Source organism: Lysinibacillus sp. ZYM-1, from assembly GCF_001308875.1.
Lineage (GTDB): Bacteria > Bacillota > Bacilli > Bacillales_A > Planococcaceae > Lysinibacillus.
This window is the reverse complement of sequence record NZ_KQ465127.1, coordinates 42,074-63,251: the sequence shown is the minus strand read 5'-3', so window position 1 is coordinate 63,251 and position 21,178 is coordinate 42,074. Positions and strand designations below refer to the sequence as shown.

Annotated in this window: 22 protein-coding genes and 2 pseudogenes; 18 read left to right on the top strand and 6 right to left on the bottom strand. The window is 34.1% G+C overall.

All coding sequences use genetic code 11. From position 1 onward, the window contains the following. Positions 1–174: 174 nt before the first annotated feature. The 6 genes from AO843_RS16630 (at position 175) to AO843_RS16605 (ending at position 4,187) form a co-directional block, all read left to right on the top strand. Complete coding sequence (locus AO843_RS16630) at positions 175–951, top strand: helix-turn-helix domain-containing protein (protein WP_054612209.1); 777 nt, start codon at positions 175–177, stop codon at positions 949–951. A gap of 3 nt (positions 952–954) precedes the next feature. Next, positions 955–1,977, top strand: a complete 1,023-nt coding sequence (locus AO843_RS16625; protein ID WP_054612208.1) for a C45 family autoproteolytic acyltransferase/hydolase — start codon at positions 955–957, stop codon at positions 1,975–1,977. A 382-nt stretch (positions 1,978–2,359) separates the two neighbouring features. Next, positions 2,360–2,953, top strand: coding sequence for a TetR/AcrR family transcriptional regulator (locus AO843_RS16620; protein ID WP_054612207.1), 594 nt, complete (start codon positions 2,360–2,362; stop codon positions 2,951–2,953). Between the two features lie 36 nt (positions 2,954–2,989). Beyond that, positions 2,990–3,220: a hypothetical protein gene (locus AO843_RS16615; RefSeq protein ID WP_054612206.1), complete on the top strand. Its 231-nt coding sequence runs from the start codon at positions 2,990–2,992 to the stop codon at positions 3,218–3,220. A 26-nt stretch (positions 3,221–3,246) separates the two neighbouring features. Continuing rightward, positions 3,247–3,501, top strand: coding sequence for a hypothetical protein (locus AO843_RS16610; RefSeq protein ID WP_054612205.1), 255 nt, complete (start codon positions 3,247–3,249; stop codon positions 3,499–3,501). Between the two features lie 458 nt (positions 3,502–3,959). After that, positions 3,960–4,187 carry a hypothetical protein gene (locus AO843_RS16605; protein WP_054612204.1) on the top strand — a complete coding sequence of 76 codons (228 nt, stop codon included), beginning with the start codon at positions 3,960–3,962 and terminating at the stop codon, positions 4,185–4,187. A gap of 289 nt (positions 4,188–4,476) precedes the next feature. Here AO843_RS16605 and AO843_RS16600 read toward each other — a convergent pair whose 3' ends face one another. Continuing rightward, positions 4,477–4,824: a hypothetical protein gene (locus AO843_RS16600; RefSeq protein WP_054612203.1), complete on the bottom strand. Its 348-nt coding sequence runs from the start codon at positions 4,822–4,824 to the stop codon at positions 4,477–4,479. A 222-nt stretch (positions 4,825–5,046) separates the two neighbouring features. Between AO843_RS16600 and AO843_RS16595 the strand changes: the two genes are divergently transcribed. From AO843_RS16595 to AO843_RS16585, 3 genes are all read left to right on the top strand, one after another. Further along, on the top strand, positions 5,047–5,901 hold the full coding sequence (locus tag AO843_RS16595) for a leucine-rich repeat domain-containing protein (RefSeq protein ID WP_197278943.1): 855 nt from the start codon (positions 5,047–5,049) through the stop codon (positions 5,899–5,901). Positions 5,902–6,507: 606 nt separating this feature from the next. Next, the gene (locus AO843_RS16590; RefSeq protein ID WP_054612201.1) at positions 6,508–7,380 is read left to right on the top strand and encodes a GH25 family lysozyme; all 873 of its coding nucleotides are present in this window, start codon (positions 6,508–6,510) and stop codon (positions 7,378–7,380) included. Positions 7,381–7,535: 155 nt separating this feature from the next. Beyond that, positions 7,536–8,021 (top strand): GyrI-like domain-containing protein, encoded by a 486-nt coding sequence (locus tag AO843_RS16585; protein WP_054612200.1) that lies wholly within the window; start codon positions 7,536–7,538, stop codon positions 8,019–8,021. 278 nt (positions 8,022–8,299) lie between these two features. Here AO843_RS16585 and AO843_RS16580 read toward each other — a convergent pair whose 3' ends face one another. Then, positions 8,300–9,649 carry a lytic polysaccharide monooxygenase gene (locus AO843_RS16580; protein ID WP_054612199.1) on the bottom strand — a complete coding sequence of 450 codons (1,350 nt, stop codon included), beginning with the start codon at positions 9,647–9,649 and terminating at the stop codon, positions 8,300–8,302. Positions 9,650–10,097: 448 nt separating this feature from the next. Between AO843_RS16580 and AO843_RS24590 the strand changes: the two genes are divergently transcribed. The 6 genes and pseudogenes from AO843_RS24590 to AO843_RS16555 all read left to right on the top strand — a co-directional run bounded on the left by AO843_RS24590 (position 10,098) and on the right by AO843_RS16555 (position 15,056). Beyond that, positions 10,098–10,271 (top strand): hypothetical protein, encoded by a 174-nt coding sequence (locus AO843_RS24590; protein WP_156313981.1) that lies wholly within the window; start codon positions 10,098–10,100, stop codon positions 10,269–10,271. A 289-nt stretch (positions 10,272–10,560) separates the two neighbouring features. Further along, positions 10,561–11,199 (top strand): annotated as a pseudogene (locus AO843_RS16575) (FadR/GntR family transcriptional regulator). A gap of 21 nt (positions 11,200–11,220) precedes the next feature. Then, positions 11,221–12,069, top strand: a complete 849-nt coding sequence (gene accD / locus AO843_RS16570; protein ID WP_054612198.1) for an acetyl-CoA carboxylase, carboxyltransferase subunit beta — start codon at positions 11,221–11,223, stop codon at positions 12,067–12,069. Continuing rightward, positions 12,062–13,018, top strand: a complete 957-nt coding sequence (locus AO843_RS16565) for an acetyl-CoA carboxylase carboxyltransferase subunit alpha (protein ID WP_054612197.1) — start codon at positions 12,062–12,064, stop codon at positions 13,016–13,018. The genes accD and AO843_RS16565 overlap by 8 nt, the downstream gene beginning before the upstream one ends. Before the next feature lie 845 nt (positions 13,019–13,863). Further along, entirely contained in the window at positions 13,864–14,133 is a 270-nt protein-coding gene (locus tag AO843_RS16560; RefSeq protein ID WP_054612196.1) for a CD3324 family protein, read from the top strand. Between the two features lie 236 nt (positions 14,134–14,369). After that, complete coding sequence (locus tag AO843_RS16555; protein ID WP_054612195.1) at positions 14,370–15,056, top strand: MBL fold metallo-hydrolase; 687 nt, start codon at positions 14,370–14,372, stop codon at positions 15,054–15,056. A gap of 259 nt (positions 15,057–15,315) precedes the next feature. On the opposite strand, the gene AO843_RS25185 is transcribed toward AO843_RS16555, so the two are convergent. Then, a complete protein-coding gene (locus AO843_RS25185) occupies positions 15,316–15,411 on the bottom strand; it encodes a hypothetical protein (RefSeq protein ID WP_231630182.1) in 96 nt (31 codons plus the stop codon). Between the two features lie 364 nt (positions 15,412–15,775). Beyond that, positions 15,776–16,429: a TetR/AcrR family transcriptional regulator gene (locus tag AO843_RS16550; RefSeq protein ID WP_054612194.1), complete on the bottom strand. Its 654-nt coding sequence runs from the start codon at positions 16,427–16,429 to the stop codon at positions 15,776–15,778. A 221-nt stretch (positions 16,430–16,650) separates the two neighbouring features. On the opposite strand from AO843_RS16550, the gene AO843_RS16545 reads away from it, so the two are divergent. The 3 genes and pseudogenes from AO843_RS16545 to AO843_RS16535 all read left to right on the top strand — a co-directional run bounded on the left by AO843_RS16545 (position 16,651) and on the right by AO843_RS16535 (position 18,867). Next, a complete protein-coding gene (locus AO843_RS16545; RefSeq protein ID WP_054612193.1) occupies positions 16,651–17,436 on the top strand; it encodes an SDR family NAD(P)-dependent oxidoreductase in 786 nt (261 codons plus the stop codon). Positions 17,437–17,582: 146 nt separating this feature from the next. Continuing rightward, positions 17,583–18,194 (top strand): annotated as a pseudogene (gene gdh / locus AO843_RS16540) (glucose 1-dehydrogenase); the annotation flags it as partial. A gap of 391 nt (positions 18,195–18,585) precedes the next feature. After that, complete coding sequence (locus AO843_RS16535) at positions 18,586–18,867, top strand: hypothetical protein (RefSeq protein WP_054612192.1); 282 nt, start codon at positions 18,586–18,588, stop codon at positions 18,865–18,867. Positions 18,868–18,932: 65 nt separating this feature from the next. Here AO843_RS16535 and AO843_RS16530 read toward each other — a convergent pair whose 3' ends face one another. After that, positions 18,933–19,586 (bottom strand): FusB/FusC family EF-G-binding protein, encoded by a 654-nt coding sequence (locus tag AO843_RS16530; protein WP_054612191.1) that lies wholly within the window; start codon positions 19,584–19,586, stop codon positions 18,933–18,935. Between the two features lie 531 nt (positions 19,587–20,117). Continuing rightward, a complete protein-coding gene (locus AO843_RS16525) occupies positions 20,118–20,906 on the bottom strand; it encodes a lysozyme inhibitor LprI family protein (RefSeq protein WP_054612190.1) in 789 nt (262 codons plus the stop codon). Positions 20,907–21,178: the final 272 nt, after the last annotated feature.

Here is a 21,178-nt window from a genome sequence, read left to right as displayed (position 1 = left end):
GAAAATTTAGGTAAAGGTATTAAAGTATGAAATTAAAATGAAAAGACTACCTTTATACTTATATTTATACTTGAAGTAACTTGCCTATGTGGTAAGTCATTTTTTTTTTGGAAAATATCTCTTTACATTCAAGTTACTTTAAGGTTTAACATTAGACGTAAGAGGGGTGATGATGTGGCTCAGTTCATGAATATACAGGATTTTTCCGAAAGAACAGGGATTTCTAAAAGTGCATTAAGGTATTATGAACAGAAAAATTTACTTTTTCCTCGGGAAAGAAGTACAAATGGCTATCGCGTATATGCTGATGATCAAATTGCAACAGTGAAGTTAATCTCAAGTTTACGGTTGGCTGGAATACCAATAAAAGAGATTCAAATTTATTTATTGGAAAATGAAGAGGCAAGACGGCAGCAAATGATGGAAAATTGGATGAACAACATAAAAAAGACACGCGACCTTATAACGGTGAGTTTACGCTATCTAGAAAGTGGCTCTATCAGTAAGGAAATTTATCTAATAGAAAAAAGTGCAGAACAAATTATTTGGTTTACTGCCGAATCTAAAACAGGAGAATTTAAAGAGCATTTTTTGAAAAGAGGAAGGGAATTGCAAAAAATAAATATTCCATTTAAAAATTGTTACTTGAAATATTTATCTGGTAAAGATTTTATAAAAGTCCAAATTGGTTTTGGAGTACCGATTGACTTAAGAATAAATGATTTAAGAGAAATCGCCTTAATAGAACACATGCCTAGTTGCATCTGTCTCGCAATGCCTTTTAAAGAGTCATTATCTAGAATTCCAAATGGTTACAATAAACTAATGACCTATGCACTTGAACATAAATGGACACCAATATCGCCCATACTAGAATGGTATTATGGTGTGGATTTTACAGAATTGGAGTTGTTAATGCCTGTTACTCAAATGGAAAGAAGAGGAGAATGATAAATGGAAGAATTGACGATAAGAATAGTAGAGTTACAGGGGAGTTCTTTTGAAAGGGGTTTAATGCAAAGTGAAGAAATTAAATCAACACAGCTTTTAAAGCAACTTAGCTTACTTGAGAACTTGAGCGCTCATTCAAATGCGAAGAAAGCTAAAGAGATACTAAAAGATATTTCACCGAATCTTCTAGAAGAACTAAGAGGCCTAGCAAAGGGGTTAGATATGGAATTAGACACGATCATAAGACTTTATAGCGGTTATGATGTATCTTTTCCATCTATGGGCTGTACAGCATTTGTAAAGGATGACTATTATGTACGAAATTATGATTTTAGTCCAGAATTGTATGATGCAAGACTCGTTTTTTCTAAACCAATAGATGGTTACGCAAGTGTTGGGTTTAGCCAGCAAGTGATTGGAAGGCTTGATGGTATGAATGAAAAAGGGCTTGTTGTCGGGTTACATTTTGTAAATGATCATCACAAAGAAGAAGGATTTATTGCGACGACAATAGTTAGACTGTTGTTGGATAAGTGTGCGAGCATAAAAGAGGCAATCGACTTAATTAAAACCATTCCTCATGGATTTTGCTACAATTATTCGATTACAGATCAAAGTGGAAGAGGGGTGGTGGTGGAAGCTTCTCCTCAGAAACAATTTGTCGGTTTCGGAAATCCACTAATCTGTACAAATCATTTTGAATCAGAAGCATTACGAGAAAAAAATAGGAAAGAGATACAAGGATCAGTAAAACGTAAGGAGTATATAAACAGTCTATTAGCCAAGGAACTTTCACCAATATCTGTATATCGCCATTTTAATGATGGAGATTCCCCTTTGTTTTACAAATACTACAAAGAGTATTTCGGAACGCTGCATACAGTTGTCTATTCACCAAAAGATTTAAGTATCATCATTGGTGTTGGCGAGAATAGTGAACCAATTATGCTTTCATTAAGGGGATATTTGGATGGAACTTCCAGTCTGCCTAAAGTTATAAAAGGGAGAATTAATCAAACGGTTTAAAATTGATTAATTTTTTCTGTTTTAAGAAATAGCTTAATTCATCATCGAATTAATTGATACATTTTATCTTCCCCTTTGAATTTTATTAAGTTCTTTTCATTCCTTTCTAAATCTCGTTAATCATACCCCCCTTCAACCAAACTGCACAGTTAGTTGAATAGAAACAATCTTCTAGAAAGGCTGTTTTCTAAAAGATTGTTTCTATTACTACCCTTAGCTGTAATTGCCCTTAGATTTCGTTTTAAAGCTACAGCTAAAAAAAGAATGGTTTTTACTTTTTATCCCTTGTTAAGAGTCAGTGGTGATGGTATTATATGAATATATATTACGAATATTCATAAATAATATTCGTATAAATAATTCACGAAGGAGGTGTTTACCTGTGGCGAGAGGAAAAAAAGTTTTTACAGAAGAAGATAAAATTCTGATTAAAAGTAAATTGAAAGATGAATGTATGGCCTTTTGGCTTTCACAGGGTTATAAGGAAACAAGCATTGGCGCATTGTGTGAGAAAACCGAAATATCGACAGGTACTTTTTATAAATTTTATTCGAGTAAGGAAGAACTTTTTTTTGAAGTTTTGCACGACCTTCAAGAAACTATTTACGGTAATTTTATTGAGCAAATTAAACAACATCCTAAAAAGTCCGGATTTGAAACTGCAATAATTCAGCTTTATTATGAATACGCAAGCAAACCATTTCTTTATGACGTAAAAACGACTGATTTCACATCATTTTATAGTAAATTATCAGAGGAAATGAAAGATAAACTAGCATTTGATAGTAATGATCTTTTTCGTACTGCAATCAAACGAGCAAATCTCAAATTAAAAGTTCCTGAAAATTTAGCCTTTTCTACTTTCTCCATACTTCTTTCAAGTATTGCAAGTAAAGAAGGAACTTCAAAAAATTGTGATCATTTAACTGCTTTTAAATTTATGACTAAACAGTTGGTAGCAAGTATTTTTGAGTAGAGGATTTATATCATATTTAGAATAGGCGGGATAGTAATGAGTTTATTTTGGCGTATTATAGAATTTCTTAAAGAAACAGCACCTATCTTTATCGTGTTTAATATTAGTGTAGCGATCGTCCTACTAATTTTAGGGTTAGTTTTAATAGCTAAAAAGAATCGAGAACAGAAGACGAAAAAGTTTATTGGCATAGGTTGTTTATCCGTTTCATTGTTATCCTTTTTGGGTGCTCTGTCTAACGCTTTTGCTTCTTTCGTCGTGTTTTAAAATAAGGAGAAATGGGAGGGAAAAAGATGTTAGACAAGATGTATATGATAATGGATGCCGCTTGTAAATGGGGAAATAAAAATTTTGGAACCTCAATTCAATTTCTTAGCCCTACAAAAAAGTCCATAGTATTCAGTACATTTTCAAGTGCATTTATTGGTAGTGCAATTCTGGCGTATGGATTTTTTTCTAACCAATTATGGATTTTGTTATTTGGCGGACTCGGAATAACAAGCAGTGTTTTCATATATCAGCAAAGTGTAAAAATGATTAGCAGATAAGTGACATTATCTTTGGTGGACGCTGTTAAAAAGGTTGATGTTCCAGCTTTTTTCGCGGTGTCGGAGAAAGATCCTACTGGAAATTGTTGTGATGAAGTAAAAGCTCTTTATGAGGCATCTGCCTCAAAATAAAAGCAGTTTAACGTTTTGCATAGTAGTGAACATGGTACAGATATGTTGTCTGAGGAGGGTAGTTATTCTAAGCTTTCCAAGGATTCAACGGTTGAGCAAAAACAAGAGCGCAAAGCATTAGCCGACAAATTATGATGGCATTTATGAATACTACAATCATTGGAGCGGGAATATTATTTTTACTTGCGATCGTAATAGTTAAAAAGAAGTAGTAATTAATGTAGAGTCACACCTAACTAGATGTGACTTTTTATATTACTGCCATTTCTATTGATTACTTCAAGCCGATTTGTCCCATGATATAGGTAGATGGGGGGTGTTGACTAATGGATTATGAATATAAAGTGAAGTTTTATTTTGGTGAAAGTCGCGAAGAAGAATATAAAATCAAGATGAATATTGGACAAGAAACATTTGCAGAAGAAATTTCGAATGGGTTCAATGAGAAGTCGTGGTATTCATTTACTGAAACAGAACATTATAAAACGATATTAATTAATACTAAAGATGTTTATAAGGTATCGGTAGAGCAAGATATTGTTCCATTTGATTAATTCCATGTATTAAGTCACATCCCATTTTGGAGTGGCTTTTTATTATGTATAAAGTAACTAGCACAATGTGGTGATGGGGTTGGTATAAAAGACTTGAAACACTCGTAAAAATTGCGGCTGTTTTTTTGTTTGGGATCTCAACGTCTGTACGGATATGCTGCCTGACTATATTTCTCAGTATGCTAAGAAGGATAGAGAGCAGAACTATAATTACTTCAAATTAATCAATTTTTGATATCCTTTTCAAACACCCTCCAAAAGGGCAGAGGGTATTTGAATTTTAATAAGATTAGATGGAATTTCGATAAGCTTTTTGTGTTGTATGGTAATTAGATTTGGATAAAATGTTTTGGAGATTGTGTTTCCCTAATGGTCCTAATTTATTGGCACTAGCGCCTAACAAACCATCCTTAGCAGCATTTTTTAGTGTTTCAATTTGTTTAGTTGAGAGTTTGGAGGTTTTACTAGTCTCAATAATTTTATTAACATTGTTAATTCTTTCTTGTTTCTCTTTAGAATTGCTGTTAATTTCGTTACTGTTTTGGTTCTGGTTTTGTTTTTGTTGAGTAAGACCATATTTATAAGATCTACGAGACATTAAATATTGCATCGTTGCTGAACTTCTTGATGTAATCATAAAAGATTTCCACCTTCCTAATATTTTAGTATTTCCCATACTTATCCTAATATCGTCTAAAACGTTAATTAAATTAGCTTTTTTTTAATATGTCCCTCTTGTTAGGGCTACTTAATTCATTTGAGCCTGGGCTTTTTTATTTCCAACTTGCAAAAATAAAACACTCGTTCTATTCTGGGAAAGAACATGAGTGAGTTAGAATTTATTGAGGAGGAGATTAACATGAAGATGAACTTAGCGCAGATGCATTTAAAAGCTTTGCCTACTATAGAAGAATCACGAATAAAAGAGATAAAGGATTTAAATCTTTTTGATAACGATTTAGTCATTATACCTAATGAAATATTTGAGATGACTAGTATGGAGATACTAAATATCTCAGTCAATAAAATTAACAAATTGCCTTCATCAATAATGTATTTAAACAAATTGAGAATGTTAGATGCAGGACATAATAATATTGATTTCATTCCTTCAGAAATCGGGCACCTAGTGAATATGGAGGATTATTTGTATTTTCATAATAATAAATTGCAATCAATTCCTTCAGAAATCGGTCATCTGACAAAAGTAAGATATTTAAACTTAAGTGATAACATGTTGAAAGAAGTACCGAATGAAATTGGGGATTTAACCAAGCTGGTAGAACTACGTATAATGAATAATCAATTAACGGAGTTGCCAGAAAGTTTAAGTAGATTAACGAATCTAAAAGAATTACATTTGAAAAAAAATAAAATGACTACGCTGCCAGAAAAGATCGGAGAATTAGCTTTATTACGAGTTTTAGATGTTGAAGAAAATCAATTAAAGGAAGTGCCATATTCATTACATAAATGTTTAAAATTGAGACGGTTAAATTTAAGACATAATCAATTAATAACTTTGCCTGAATCGATTGGTCATTTAAAAAATTTATTAGAATTAGATCTGCGCAGCAATCATCTAAAAGAATTACCTGAATCATTATTGGCAATTGAAGGTCTAGAACGACTAGATTTAAGGTGGAATCATGAATTACATATTCCAAGCTGGTTAGGGGAATTAGAGGAAAGAGGATGTATCGTATATTTGTAGATGTATAACACATTTTAGATCAGATCTAGGGATGAGCATTGATTTTATTAGTTTTTATCGAATAATAAAAACTAAGGGAGATGATTCTACGTTGATCGTAAAAAATGTCAACACAAAAGTTTCAGGATCCATAACAATTTGCCTTCCACAATTATTTGTGGAAGGCTATTTTTATGCAATCCTAGTAGGTTAATCATTCTGAAAAATAAAATCAAACAGGGATGTATAGAAATGATGAAAAAGCACCAATGAAGTGTGGTACCACATACTTGAGGAGCAATCGGCTACGACATTTCGCTCATGTCAGGGGTCTTTTTTGTCTATTAAAACAGGAACTCCTTGGAAGGTTAAGAATTCTTTACTTTAACCAAATTCTATTGATAAATTTTAGTTCTAAAATTACGATGAGACTGTGGAAATAAGTGTTAAGAAAAAGCGCTGCTAATGTACTTAAATCGGTAGTGATGGGGATTGTTAGTAGTTTAGTATTTTGCCCTTTATTTGATTATCCAGTGTATGGCATGTTGATGGATGATTTTATCATCTGACTCCCAGATAAGGTACATTGGATTTACTAAAGGCAGCTAAAATGGAAGGAGAATTGAAATGAATAAAATAATTGATATTTCGCACCATCAAGGAGATATAGATTGGTCTGAAGCAAGTAAAGATGTGGACTTAGCTATTATCCGCACTCAATATGGTACAAGCACCATTGATCGTAAATATGTTCAAAATATAGAAGGTTGTAACAAGTATAAGATACCATTTGGCGTTTATATTTATGTAACTTATAAAAATGAAGCAGAAGCTTTGGCACAAGCAAAAGACTTCTATAACAGGGCAAAATGTCATAATCCACTGTTTTATGTTGTTGATGTGGAAGAAAGTTTTGGTGCTAGTATCCAAAACATTGTACAAGGTACACAGGCATTTGTTGATTATTTAAAAAGTAAGGGTGTAAAAGTAGGATTATATACAGGTCACCATTTTTACAAGCCTTATCAGATGGATACTATTAAAAATTATGATTTTCTATGGATACCACGTTACAGTGGTACAAGCAGTCCAGGCAAAAAACCCGATTTTGTATGTGATGTTTGGCAATACACTGATAAAGGTACCGTACAAGGTATTAAGGGAGAAGTGGATCTAAATTTTTTAAACGGTCATAAACCTTTAACTTGGTTTACAGACAATGACCATAAAGAGGCATTAACATTGGCACAATATGAAGAATTAAAAAATGAAAATAATCAGCTAAAACAGGAACTTGCAGAAATCAAAGCGTTATTAGCTGGAAAAGCAGAATTAAAATCAAATATGGCGGTAGCAACAACACATCAAGATGATTGGGAATGGGCCGTTGAAGAGGGCATCATCAAAGGGGATGGCAAAAGCCTGAATCCAAAAGGTGCATTAACTCGAGAGCAGATGGCAACCATGCTAAAACGTTACCACGATCAACAATTAAAATAATCATAAAGCGCAAGATAGCAGAGTGCTTTATTAAAAGTTAAAATATAGGTTGATACTATTTTGTTGTTTAACGTATTTTCAACAATCGATTCAGATGCCGAGCAACTCTTTATAAGAAAATTAGATCTCACGCTTAGGGAAAGGGAGGAAATTAATTGAGTTACAAAATTATAACTTTACCAACCTATCGGGCAGTAGGATTGAAATGGGAGGGAACTTTCTCTGAAATTGTCCCGAATTTACAAAACGTAATCCAACAAGTTGAAGACCGTGCCGATGAACTGGAGAATAAGGTGAATACCAATGTTTTATTGGGGTTATCTTATCATGTAATTGAGAATGGATTTGCTCATTATGCAGTGTATGAAGTGAGTGAGCAGCAGGGAATTCCGGATGGGATGATTGAAATAAGGGTTCCAGAATGGACTTATGTGAAAACGACACATAACAAAGGAGAAGATATACAAAAGACCTATACTGATTTACATGAATGGTTATTTGATAGTGACTATACTGCCTTTAAAGAAGCTGGTGTAGATTACTATGATCCTTATATGCCGATTAAACATGAGCATTATCCAGTTAACCGTGATTCGAATGATCCGCATTTTGATATTTATATACCGATTGTAAGAAAATAATGTTTTCTTATTAGACAAATGGGCGCTTTACTTCTAGTGTGGAGTAGAGCTTTTTCGACTTAAACGAACGGGGCCATTTGAATTAACTGTAAAAGGATAATTTTGAATTTTAAGGTGCTAAAAAGGTATGTTGCCTTGCGAGAAACCATTAATAAAAGCAGCTTATATGAAAGCTGCTTTTATTAGAATTTATTTAACTTCTAAATAACAAAACTAGCGTCGTTTTTCAATTATAAGGTTCTTATAATGGTTATCGACTCATACATGAACTTTACTTTTTATTTAATTTCTTTCCATAAAGACAATGCAGTTATCCAATTTGGATCTCCGTAGCCTTGATAGCTTTGAACAGCTTCATAATTCTTACCTTGGTATTCTACTTTATCACCTTTTGTGTACCCCTTAAATGGACTCCATTGCTCATAAGACGCTCCCTGGTCTTTTGTAGTCACAGTTAAAATTGAACTTTTAATAGATTCATTTCCAGCTGCATCCACGGCAGTTACTGCATACAAATATGTTGTGTTTGATTGAAGATTCATGTCCATAAATGATGTCATTTTCGATGTTCCAACAACAGTCATTTGTTCTACTTGTGTCCCTTGGTATATTACATAATGGTCGACTCCTACATTATCCTCTGATGCACTCCACATTAAGTCTACACTTGAAGATGTTGCTCCCATTGTGTGTAGTGCAGTTGGTTGCGTTGGTGCTTCTGAATCTGGAACAGCATTCATTGTCTCTACAACTACAGACTCACTTTCATTAGAAACATTTCCAGCTGCATCCACGGCCTTTACCGTATATGTATATTTTGTACTCGCTTTTAAATTTTTATCTGTGAATGTTGTTCCTGGAACTACTCCAACTACTTTATTATCACGTAATACCTGATATTCTTTTACAAGCACATTGTCTGTAGAAGGATTCCATTTTAGCTCGGCACTGTTAGCACTAATTTTTGTTGTATGTAATCCATTTGGCTGTGTTGGTGCTTCTAAATCTACATTTCCATTATTAATCAAATTAACATCAATTACACTATAGAACGCATTTGAAGTATCAGCTACATCCCAAACAGCTAGTATAATGTGATAGCCACTACGATCTGTTGGGACGTTAATTGTATGCGTTAAATTATTCGATGCGGCAGAACCATTATGTTCAACAGTTCCAATTAACTCAAGATCAGCGCGGGTTAATGGTTTATTTGGATTCCAAGCACTTTTTGTCATATAATAATGCCATTTGCTTGTTAAATGTGGCGCAGTATATTTCCATGTAAAGGTATTTAATCCTCCTGTAATCGTATTCTTAAACCAGCGATTTGAAGTTTGTTGATCAAGTATGCCACCAAACAGGCCACCTGCAGAAGCAATTTTACCATCAGCCGGTCCATTTTGTGGAAACCCTTTAGGTGCCTCTAAACTTTGTGGCTCATACATTATATTTCCACACATTAAGTTAAGTGCTCCATAATTTTGGCTACATAAAGCAGCACGGCTAGCAGGCTTTTCAACAAATCCATGGGCATATGCATTGGGTACCATTGCAGTACCCATTAATGCAGCTGCTAATAGGGCAGCACTTATTCCCTTTTTACTTTTTGTGAATTTAGTATTCATATAACTAGTCTCCTTTTAGTGATTTGTATAGCAATTAGTATGATAGCAATATATTAATAATTATTCAAAGTGTGTATATGTAGGATAATAGTACTGTTTCGGAAATTAGTTTTGTTCCGAGATGTATAGTTATATAGTACTTAAATGGATAAATATCTTACTTTATAGGGTTGTTTTCTATTAAAAAAAGCTAGGCATTTTAATAAAATCTTCATTTTTATTAAAATTTGTCAATTTACGTACAGTTACGCTCATCAGTCATCGAGTGAGCTGTAGCTTTGAAATAAAGCTTTGAAATAAAGTTGCGATGTTTATAAAAAAGATACGAAGTTTAAAATAAAGTCGCGACGATTATAAAAAAGTTACGATTAATAACCCTGGGTATTGGCTCAGTGGGCCACGTCCGGACGATGCCAGGTACGTGCTTTCCTTGTAGGTCGCCGTTTACATGCTTCAGGATGAGTTTGGAACGGTTTCTGTAACCTTATTCCCGCAAGTTTTTCATCTTGTTCAAGAGCTTTTACTAGAAGATGAATTGCTTTACATTGAGAAAACGCTTGAAAAGCGCTTTGGTAGACCTCAAGTGAAAATAAAATATGCACAAACGACGAAAAGAATATGAAATTGAAGGGAATTTTAGAAACTGCATAAATTTTTATGCAGTTTTTTCTTTACTTTCAAATAATTATTTTGTAAGATAAAGCCAACTTCAAAAGTGGCCAGACCACTTTTGGATTCATTCAGTAAGAGACGCCATCATCTGAAGGTGGTGGATTTTGTTTCTTTTTAGTAGGTATCCAAACACCTATTGAATGAAGATAAAGCCTTTGGATGCATTGTTTATCTGCGCGAAAGGAAAGCGACAGCAATAATTATGCCAAGGCGAATAGATTGACCGAGGAGTTGATCGTATGGATAAAAAAACCGAACAAACGAAAGTGTTTTTAGATATCGTCCAACAATTACGACAACTTATTAAAATAGAAAAAATACAGGCTGGTGAAAAGTTACCTTCCGAAAGAGTCCTTTCAGAACGTCTAGGTGTCGGGCGATCCTCTGTGAGAGAGGCATTGCGAAGTTTAGAGTTATTAGGTCTTATTGAAACGAGACATGGGGAAGGTACGTTTCTAGCTTCTACAAAAGCATCAGCTCGTAGAAATATTGTCGATGTTTATATTAGAAGATGAAAAATCAAAAAGGATGTCGAATTAACGCGATAAATTCATGAAAAGGAAGCCATTCGCGTTATAAGTTGTACAGAGACTCTGCGAACACTACCAGTGTGGGGCAGTTTTTTTGTAAAGCTAGAGATAGAAAGTACGATTAATTGTCGGGATGTTTTACGAGAAATAATCATCACGTCAGGAAATCGTCTTTCACTAAAAGTCTGGTTTCAGTTAGCAGTTTATGCCGGTGACCGTTTAAATCGAAACTCAACAGAAGAAGAAAAATTAATCATTCAAACTATGTTGAAATCGATGCAGCTTGGCTATGAAAAAGAAGCATTAAAAGCTTACGAACAGTGGATGAATGCTGAACAATTCATTTAGACAACAAAGGGGGAGTCAAACATGGCAATACGTAGCTTATTTAGTAAAAAGAAAGAGGACGGACAGGAAAAGGGATTTCCAGAAGGACTTATGACAAAATGTCCAGAATGCCGTCACATTCAGTTAACAAAGGAATTAGAAAAAAAACATAAAGTGTGTACAAAATGCGACCATCATTTCAAAATGACTGCACAGGAGCGCGTAGCATATTTCTTAGATGAAGGTTCATTTGTTTCAATGGATGATCATTTACAAACAAGTAATCCACTAAATTTCCCTGATTATGTAGAAAAAATTTCAGTGGCTAAACAACAAACGGGATTAAGCGAAGCTGTACTGACTGGGTTTGGTACTCTTGATGGAGAAGAAATTGTTGTAGCAATTATGGATTCCCATTTCCGTATGGGCTCAATGGGCTCAGTTGTAGGAGAAAAAATCACACGTGCCGTTGAAAAAGCTATTGAATTACGTGTACCGGTTATTATCTTTACTGCTAGTGGTGGAGCGCGCATGCAAGAAGGTATACTATCATTAATGCAAATGGTAAAAACGAGTGTGGCATTAAAACGTCATAGTGAAGAAGGATTATTATTTATTTCGATCATGACGCATCCTACATACGGTGGCGTTTCAGCAAGCTTTGCTTCTGTTGGAGATATTAATATTGCTGAACCACAAGCATTGATTGGCTTTGCTGGTCGCCGTGTAATCGAAGAAACATTAAGAGAAAAACTACCAAATGATTTCCAAAAGTCAGAGTTTTTACTAGCGCATGGTCAGCTTGATGCAGTTTTCCATCGGAAGGATTTACGAAACCAAGTAGCAATGCTTGTAAAAATGCATACGAAAGGCGGTGTGCAACATGTCTAAAAATTTAGATTTTGAAGAACCAGTAGTACAATTACGAGAAAAAATTGATGAAATAAAAACGATTGCTACAAAGGCAGATGTAGACATGACAGTCGAAATCGAAAAGCTTGAAACACGTCTAACACAGCTAGAACAATCTATTTATGCCAATATGAAGCCATGGGATCGTGTACAGGTTGCTAGACATCCAGAACGACCAACAACTTTACAATATATAGAAGCTATGTGTGAAAACTTTATTGAGTTACATGGAGATCGCACATTTGGTGATGATGCAGCTATTCTTGGAGGAATTGCTCTCTTTGAAGGACAGCCTGTAACAATTGTTGGACACCAGCGCGGAAAATCAACTAAAGAAAATATTCGACGGAATTTTGGTATGCCACACCCTGAAGGATATCGTAAGGCATTACGCTTAATTAAGCAGGCTGAGAAATTTAAGCGCCCAATTATTTGTTTTATTGATACGAAAGGTGCCTATCCAGGTAAGGCAGCCGAGGAACGCGGCCCAAGTGAAGCCATTGCCAGAACTCTTGCTGAAATGGCGATTCTAACAGTACCAGTTATTAGTATTGTTATTGGGGAAGGCGGAAGTGGTGGTGCAATTGCATTAGGTGTAGCTAATCGAGTCTTTATGTTAGAAAACTCAACGTATTCGGTTATCTCGCCTGAAGGGGCTGCATCGATTTTATGGCGAGATGGTAGCCTAGGGAAGCAAGCAGCAGAAGCAATGCGTATAACAGCACCTGACTTAAAAGAGCTTGACGTTATTGATGGAATAATCCCTGAAATAACTGGTGGAGCACACCGCAATGTTGCGAAGCAAGCATTTTATATAAAAAAGTGTATAAGCGTCACACTAAAAGCATTGAATTCTTTAAATGGCGAACAATTAATTGAAGATCGCTATGAGAAATTCAGAAAGATTGGACAATATACAGAAGCTTAAATTCATTTTTAGGTTTTTGGACATGTGAATTTGCTCGTAAAGAGATAAAAATTGTTTCTTAAAAATAAATTAATATCCTAATGATGGAAGAAAAAAGAGTTGTAGTTTGTAAAAAAGATTGATCAATTAAAATAAAGTTCGATAATTTGTAATATAGTTTGATAAAAATAACTTCGCATTTAAATAAAACCCATTCATTTTGATCAAACTTTTTTCAAAATGCATGGGTTTCTTCTATTATAAAATCAACGTTTGCAACAAACTTTTAATCAAACTTTATTCCAAATCAACATGAGCAAATAAAAGTTATTAAACTTGATCGAAACCTTAAGTATTGCAACATACAATGGCGATAAAGAATGTACCAAATAAATTAAACCTAACCAGTAGGGGAGATAGAGTTTTAAATCGTGTATGGCTACTAAAATTCCTTTTTCGTATTTAGATAAGGAAGTAACATTTTTGCCATTTGTATTAATCATTTCTATTTTTTTTCATGGCTTCTGCCACTGCATCAGCTTGAGGTTGTTCTTCTTTATAAAGCTCGCTAATAATATTGGCGTAATTAGCATTACGATTTTGACTTAAATTTATAGGCAGCCTTCACTCGTTATTAATAAAGTTGCATCATTTCATCCCTTTGGATATGATTATCCAAAGGGAAGGGGTGTTTTAATTGAAAAATGAATCTATTTCATTAAGAAATAGAACCCAAACTCATGCAAAGCCTTTAATTAGAAAAGCGATACTTTGCATGGGGAAAAATATTTAATCGCTAAATAATATTTCTAATATTTTGGCTTTGCACCTTATTTATGTTAAATCGAAATAAGGAGCGAGCAAAATTGAATTATATAAACGCTACAAAAGTATTACCCAAAGAGCTATTGGCAGAAGTTCAAAAGTATATACAAGGGGAAACTTTATATATTCCAATACAAGAAACCACTCGAAAAAAATGGGGTTCTGTTAGTGGTATACAAAAGCAACTGAATCAGAGAAATCGAAACATTCGAGAAAACTTTGAGAATGGAATGAACATCCAAGAAATATCTGAAAAATATTTTTTATCAGTTGAAACAATCAAAAAAATTGTTTATGCAAAAAAGAAATAAAATAATTGATAGGGCTAGTCTGGGGAATTATTAAAATAATACACCAGATAGCCTTTTTGTTTTTTAAAATCTAAAATAGGATATCTAATCACCAATCAGTATGGGTAAAAAGTATTGTTAGGTATTAAATGTTTCATTACTATTCTTTATCTATCTTTACTAATAATTATAAAGTAATGTTAAAAACAAGTAATGCTTGTTCAGTGTTTGAATATATAATTTATGGAGGAAGAAACATGAAGATATTAGAACTACCAATTGAATTTGAATTTAATGGACAAAAAAATACTATTTATCCTAGCTTAATTATATTGAATAATGAATTAACCTTGGTCGATACAGGGTATGCAAATTTTTTAACTTTAATTGAAAATGAAATTTTAAAAAATGGATATGAAATGAAGAATTTAAAAAATATTATCATTACTCACTATGATGATGATCATATAGGTTCCTTATATGATTTCAAAGAAAAGTATCCTTGGATTAACATTATAGCTAGTGAAATTGAATCAAAATACATTAGTGGTGAAATGAAGTCAGAGAGATTGATTCAAGCTGAAGAAATGCTGAAGTCTATGCCGAATAGCGAAGTAGATTTTGGTAATTGGTTTATACAGCAATTAAAGAATTTGAAGCATATTTCAGTTGATGAAAAGGTACATGATGGTGATATGATTTTAGATGATAAATGTAGGATAATAGCAACAATGGGGCATACTTCAGGGCATATTTCATTGTATTTCCCCAGTTTGAATAGTGTAATTACTGGTGATGCAGCTGTTAATGAAAAACAAGAATTGATTATTGCGAATTCAAACTTTTGTCTAGATGTCGATAATGCGCAACAGTCTTTAAGAAAGATTAAAAATCTTAAAGCTGAAACTTACTATTGTTATCATGGTGGGAAATTTTCTTTGTAATTGGGAGCTAAACGTAAAAGCTCTCGATTTTTATAACAATAATTGTGAATACAATTAAAAATTAAATATCTTTAACACCCTTCCAATCAATTCATGGATGGAATGTAGTGTAGGAAATACCTTCGATAAACGTTGGTTTATAAGGGTTTTTTGTATCTAGTTAATGTGCCAAAAACCCTTTTTACCCACATTTTTCCCACGAGTTTACGAATTAACGTGTTTCTTGTATAAATCGGGTGCATTGCGCTCGATTTTTTTGTTATATGCAGATAGGTATTGCTGTTGTTTTTATCGTTTTATGACCAAGCCTACGAGAGATATACTTTAAATCTGCACCAGCTTCTAAAAGATGCACTTCATGGCTATGTCTTAATGCGTGTGGAGATAAGTTGTTTCTGATACAAAAACTACATCTAGTGAACGAAAAATTGAATTTGATGATGATGTAGTTATCTCGATTTTTACTTGGTAATTTCAACCGAGATAAAGGATTTTCTCTTAAAATTTTAAATTCAAATACTGCGTCATTTAATGCACTAGCAAAAATACTGTGGTAACGTCTTATTATTCCATCCGAATAACTTTCACCAAGTTCTATTAGGAATTAATTTTTTGTTATATTGACGAAGACCAGGCACTCATTTTCAAAAGTGAAGTGAGTACCTGGTTTTTGTTTAGTTCATTAAATTAATTACCACTTTCAAAATATGGGTATTAAATTAATTGTCACTTCTAAAGAATGTATGAATTAAATTTGATACGGATCTATCATATAATGCTTTAGCAGTTTCCTTATTTATAATATGCCCCCCTAGATACAGATGAATAATGCCATGTAGTGATGCCCAGACAAGATTAACAACTAGTATAGGGTCTTTCTCAGTAATAATCCCTTGTTCAATCGCCTTTGTAATAATAGTGATTACTTGTTGTAAAGCCGTTCCAATAGCCAATAAACTTTCCTCTTCAGGTTTGAATTCGCTAAAGGCTCCTCCAAACATAACCATATAGTAACTGGTATAATTCTGTGAGAAATCCCAATAAGCTTGTCCAAGTTCGTGAAGATATTGTTTAATATCAACTTGTTCTGGAACTTCTTGAAATGAAGCAGCTAGTAATTTACACCCCTCCAGAAAAAGCTCCTTCGCCAGACCTTCTTTGCTTCCAAATAAATTATAAATAACTTTCGTGGGACATTCCATTTTTTGTGCAACTCTGCGAATGGTTACAGCTTCGGGACCAAATTCTTGCATAATGGCTGCAGCAGCTTCAATAATGTTCAGTCGCACTATTTCGGCATGTTGAAGTTTGGCCTTTGGGTAGGTTGTAACTGTATGAGCATCTATGGAAGGCATTTTTGACGAATTGTTCATGTAATTTCACATCCTTAGAACTTTAGTTTTCAAAATTTCATTCAATTCTAAACCTTATTTTACTGTTATGGTAGGCAAATTGCACATGCTTATTAGAAATTTGTTAGTAATGAATCAGTTCCTCAAGAATATTAAATACTATATTTGACATCAATACCCATTTAGTATACGATGATTCTTATTGAAACACTGTTTCTTTTTAAAAGGGGAGAGATGATAGAATGGTATCTACACAAAATAAATGGACGTTGATTACAGGTGCTTCTTCAGGAATAGGGGAAGCGTTTGCTCATGAATTTGCAGCAAGAGGGAGCCATTTGATTTTAGTTGCTCGTTCAGAAAATAAGTTGGTTGCTTTAGCTGAAAAATTACAAAAAGAACATCATATTCAAGCGCAGGTTATTGTTTCAGATCTATCTCAAGAAGGTTCCCCAACTAAACTCTATCAACAATGTGTGGAACGTGGTCTTAGCGTTGATATTCTTATTAATAATGCAGGATTCGCTACTCATGGGCTTTTTGAACAACTATCTGGTCCGAGACAGCATGAAGAAGTTATGCTCAATGTATTGGCGGTTGTGAATCTTACCCATTTATTTTTACCAGAAATGTTGAAAAGGAAAAGCGGAGTTGTTATTAATGTAGCTTCAACGGCTGGATTTCAACCACTCCCTAATATGGCTGTATATGGGGCTACTAAAGCTTTCGTCTTATCATTTACTCAAGCACTATGGGAGGAGAATCGAAAACGTGGGGTACAATTTCTTGCGATATGTCCAGGGTCAACAGAAACAGAATTTTTCAATGTTGTTGGCGCAGATGAAGCATCTGTGGGGAAACGAGACACTCCAGAAAATGTGGTTCAAGTGACTCTTCGCTCGCTTCAAGCAAAAAAAGTATACGCTATTCCAGGAATTAAAAATTATATTTCTGCTCAAATGTCTCGTTTCTTCACACGAAAACAAATGCTATATATTGTCGGACGAATGCTCCGTGCTCGTCATTAAAATTCAAATTGATGGTTCGAAAACAATAGATGAGAAGTGACATTATCGTTCAATGGAAGAATTTGAATATCCTGTTAAAGAGCAAGTGAAATATCCAATTAGAATATATATAGGAAACTAAAGATTGATATCAGTAAGAACATTCTTCAATTGCTGTTCAAGGTGATGTGACAGTGGAAGAAGATGTTATAAACCTCGTTCAGACCGCAATAAAAGAATTTGGGACACTCGATGTCATGATCAATAACGCAGGGATAGAAAATCCAGTCCCTTCACATGAAATGCCGCTTAAAGATTGGGATAAAGTCATCCATACAAATTTAACAGGTGCTTTTTTAGGCAGTCGAGAAGCCATTAAATATTTTGTCGAACATGATATTAAAGGGACCGTAATCAATATGTCCAGTGTTCACGAAGTAATCCCATGGCCGTTGTTTGTCCACTATGCTGCTAGTAAAGGTGGCATTAAGCTGATGACACAAGCGTTAGCATTGGAATATGCGCCAAAGGGAATTCGTGTTAATAATATTGGCCCTGGTGCGATCAATACACCGATTAATGCTGAAAAATTTGCTGATCCCGAAAAACGTGCGGATGTTGAAAGTATGGTTCCGATGGGGTATATCGGAAAGTCAGAGGAGATTGCTGCAGCTGCTGCCTGGCTCGCTTCCTCCCAAGCAAGTTATGTAACAGGGATTACGCTGTTTGCTGATGGAGGAATGACTTTATATCCTTCTTTCCAAGCAGGACGTGGATAAGGAATAGTTGATAAGAAAAGCAGAGATGTTGCACAAGCAATGTTTTTGCTTTTTTGTGTTCCTTTTTAGTCCAGATTCTTTCTTGAATTTATTGGAATCCTTTGCTAAACCAATACGTCCAATATAATTACAAAGTAAAGAGGGGGCTAACTATAAAGCTAAAAAATCCTAAAATATTGTTCTTTTTATTCGTGGTAGTCATGGATTTCCTAATTGTGCTATTGAGTATGAATGGATACTATTTTTTGTTTCTGAAACGAATGGGTATGTTTTCCCCATTTTACTGACACTGATTTCTTTCTATCTGGTAGTATGGACTGCTAGAATGCTAAGAAAATATGAAGTCATCATGCTGACAATCATAACCTTGTTCCTAGCAGGGGGTCTATTATTGATTCAAGCTATAACAGATTTTGAAATAGACACCATAGCCTCTCCGACAGGGAAAGAAAAGTTAATGATTGAACATCGTAACGTAACTTTAGGCGAGACAAGTCATTTTTATAATTTTTATTACCAGACGATTGTTCCGAGCGTCATCAAAAAGCTAAACAAAGATACCGTAACTATTATTAGGCATGAAAGAAACCTTCTGCTTGACGATTTACATGTTTTAGGTGTTGAGCATAAGGAGAGCGTATCAGTTTTCATTCAAGCTATGCCAATACACTAGTAAAATTTCGCTAGCCATCAAAAAGGCAGAAATGTTGCATACACAACATTTCTGCCATATCTCATTTATTTTTGTGTGATTCGTTGGAAAAATTCGCGTGTCCTATTCATATCTGAGACATGCTCGTTACATGTTTGGCTATCTGCACAAATGTAATTGCTATGGTTGGTAAATGTACCTACGATTTGTCCTTTAATGGAAGTGGTAAATAAACCAACATCCGAATGGCGATTACAGATGGCGCAAATACCGCGAACGGTATTGTTGGCAAATGTACCTTTAATCCCTTGTAGCTTGTCGTCTTGTTCCAGTACAACGTATTTTCGATGTGTCCCTGCATCATCCCATGCTAGGTAACAAATTTGTTGGAAATCTAGTACATCCAAATTAGGTAGCTTCAGCTTTTTTTCCTTTTTAAACAATGTTTTGAGTGTGCTAGCTGTCACCGGCTTGAACGGTATGACGTAAGGCTTTAACTGTTCTAACAAGGCATCGCCCTGGGCACGATCTGTGACGGCGAAAAGCTGTTCAACAAGCTTTGTCTCCTCAGTGGATAACTCTAATTTTGTAGTAATTTCCGTTTCGACAAGGCCACGTACTGCAAGAATGACACTATTGTCTTTCGTAGTTGTAAGGGCATGTAAAATTTTACTTAATTGCTGTTCCAGTAAATGATAGTTTGCGACCGTTAAGAACGGCTGAATTGTTTGTTTTTCCATTTGAAATCTCTCCTGTTTGATAGGCTAATTTTAAAGGTATTTGGCCTAAGAGATCATTCAATTTACGTTATAGGTATAACTTAATCTAGACCTCTTTGACCTGAAAAAGAAGTTCTAGAGCATGCATTACAAGTGAATGCGATCATTTTGATCCCTCCCTTAAGGATTGTTGATTTATATGCGTTCTTTATTATCTAGTTTAATATTGTGAATCATCTGTATTTGTTAATTTTATCAAATCTATAGCTTGATTTACAATAGTCAAATGACCAGAATGCCTGTAGGTATTTTAACATGCCCACGATCTAATTGCTCTTGTATTGTTTTGAATTTACTCCATTAACTATGTCATAAGAGGCTAAGGTAAGTCTCAGGTCAAATAAGTATATATACAGGTGATGGCAAAAGCATGAATCCAGGTGGCAAACTTACTCGTGAACAGATGGCGACTATGCTCAATTCATAAAGTAATAAAAAAGACATTTTAATATGTTGACCATCATTGAGATTTTATTTCAAAATCCCTATTTATCATTTCATATAAGTATCTAATAGTACATAGCATCTCTCTTTGGTTGAATTCGCTAAAGATTTTTGATACAGAATTTTTTTCATCGTACTACTAGCCATATTGGCTGTGTCTTCTTCTGCCTTTGCATCTCTATCAATTATCCACTGTCTTTCCTCCTTACGTAATTTTTCCATATCACTTTGCGATAATTTGATTATTAAAGTCTCATAAATTTCATTTAACAAATCATCAAATTTTTTGTATGTTTTATATGTTGTTTGGTACATCTCATCTACAGTTGTGACAGAGTTTGAAATTTCTTCAAACTCAAACGCAATTTTATCTAATGCCAATTTATATTCTAACTTTTGGTCACTTTGAATGTTGGAATCATGCTTAATATAATTATCGGTACTGGTTGTTTCTTGATCATTTGAAAGGGTTTGTTCTTCGGTACTTGAATCATTAGATATTTGAGTTTCTAACCATCTATCTACTATTGGTGTAGTAGTTTCCGATGATGCATAATCATCATTAAATTCTTTGTTCTTGCTTATATTGAAAATATTTGACCATACTTCACCTGATTCAACTTCCCGTTTTATATCAAAGTAAAATTTTATAGAAGCAACATTACCCGCATAACGACCTCTGTTTTCTTCTACTAATACTTGTAAATAGAATTGTCCGTCTAGCATCATTTGTTGTATAGAAAATTCCTCGTCAATCCATCCGACATCAGGAATTGAATCGTATTCGATTGCCTGTAATTGAAAACGTATAAAGGATGTATTGTAAGCGCCACCCAATATAATTTGAGAACCATTGAATAAAGTGGTTTCTTGATGATCAATAATAGCTTCTAGGTCAAAATCTTGTCCTACAGAGTTATCTTCAATATCAATGTTTTCTAAAGTTAATAGGTAATTACTGGGTATAGTATCATCCAGAACAATTCTGGTTAATTTATCATAAGTATTTTTATATTTGTTACTTAAAATAACTGCGCCTACAATTATAAATATTAAAACAGTAGTAGAGATAGCTGCTGTTAAATATTTCTTCCGAATATTCCACGAGT

Excerpts from the sequence above, each read along its gene's own strand:
- accD (WP_054612198.1), top strand. The coding sequence starts at position 11,221 with ATGGCAATACGTAGCTTATTTAGTAAAAAGAAAGAGGACGGACAGGAA.
- AO843_RS16615 (WP_054612206.1), top strand. The coding sequence starts at position 2,990 with ATGAGTTTATTTTGGCGTATTATAGAATTTCTTAAAGAAACAGCACCT.
- AO843_RS16605 (WP_054612204.1), top strand. The coding sequence starts at position 3,960 with ATGGATTATGAATATAAAGTGAAGTTTTATTTTGGTGAAAGTCGCGAA.
- AO843_RS16530 (WP_054612191.1), bottom strand. The coding sequence starts at position 19,586 with ATGGAAAAACAAACAATTCAGCCGTTCTTAACGGTCGCAAACTATCAT.
- AO843_RS16590 (WP_054612201.1), top strand. The coding sequence starts at position 6,508 with ATGAATAAAATAATTGATATTTCGCACCATCAAGGAGATATAGATTGG.
- AO843_RS16595 (WP_197278943.1), top strand. The coding sequence starts at position 5,047 with ATGAAGATGAACTTAGCGCAGATGCATTTAAAAGCTTTGCCTACTATA.
- AO843_RS16565 (WP_054612197.1), top strand. The coding sequence starts at position 12,062 with ATGTCTAAAAATTTAGATTTTGAAGAACCAGTAGTACAATTACGAGAA.
- AO843_RS16555 (WP_054612195.1), top strand. The coding sequence starts at position 14,370 with ATGAAGATATTAGAACTACCAATTGAATTTGAATTTAATGGACAAAAA.
- AO843_RS16610 (WP_054612205.1), top strand. The coding sequence starts at position 3,247 with ATGTTAGACAAGATGTATATGATAATGGATGCCGCTTGTAAATGGGGA.
- AO843_RS16550 (WP_054612194.1), bottom strand. The coding sequence starts at position 16,429 with ATGAACAATTCGTCAAAAATGCCTTCCATAGATGCTCATACAGTTACA.
- AO843_RS24590 (WP_156313981.1), top strand. The coding sequence starts at position 10,098 with ATGCTTCAGGATGAGTTTGGAACGGTTTCTGTAACCTTATTCCCGCAA.
- AO843_RS16545 (WP_054612193.1), top strand. The coding sequence starts at position 16,651 with ATGGTATCTACACAAAATAAATGGACGTTGATTACAGGTGCTTCTTCA.
- AO843_RS16625 (WP_054612208.1), top strand. The coding sequence starts at position 955 with ATGGAAGAATTGACGATAAGAATAGTAGAGTTACAGGGGAGTTCTTTT.
- AO843_RS16600 (WP_054612203.1), bottom strand. The coding sequence starts at position 4,824 with ATGATTACATCAAGAAGTTCAGCAACGATGCAATATTTAATGTCTCGT.
- AO843_RS16580 (WP_054612199.1), bottom strand. The coding sequence starts at position 9,649 with ATGAATACTAAATTCACAAAAAGTAAAAAGGGAATAAGTGCTGCCCTA.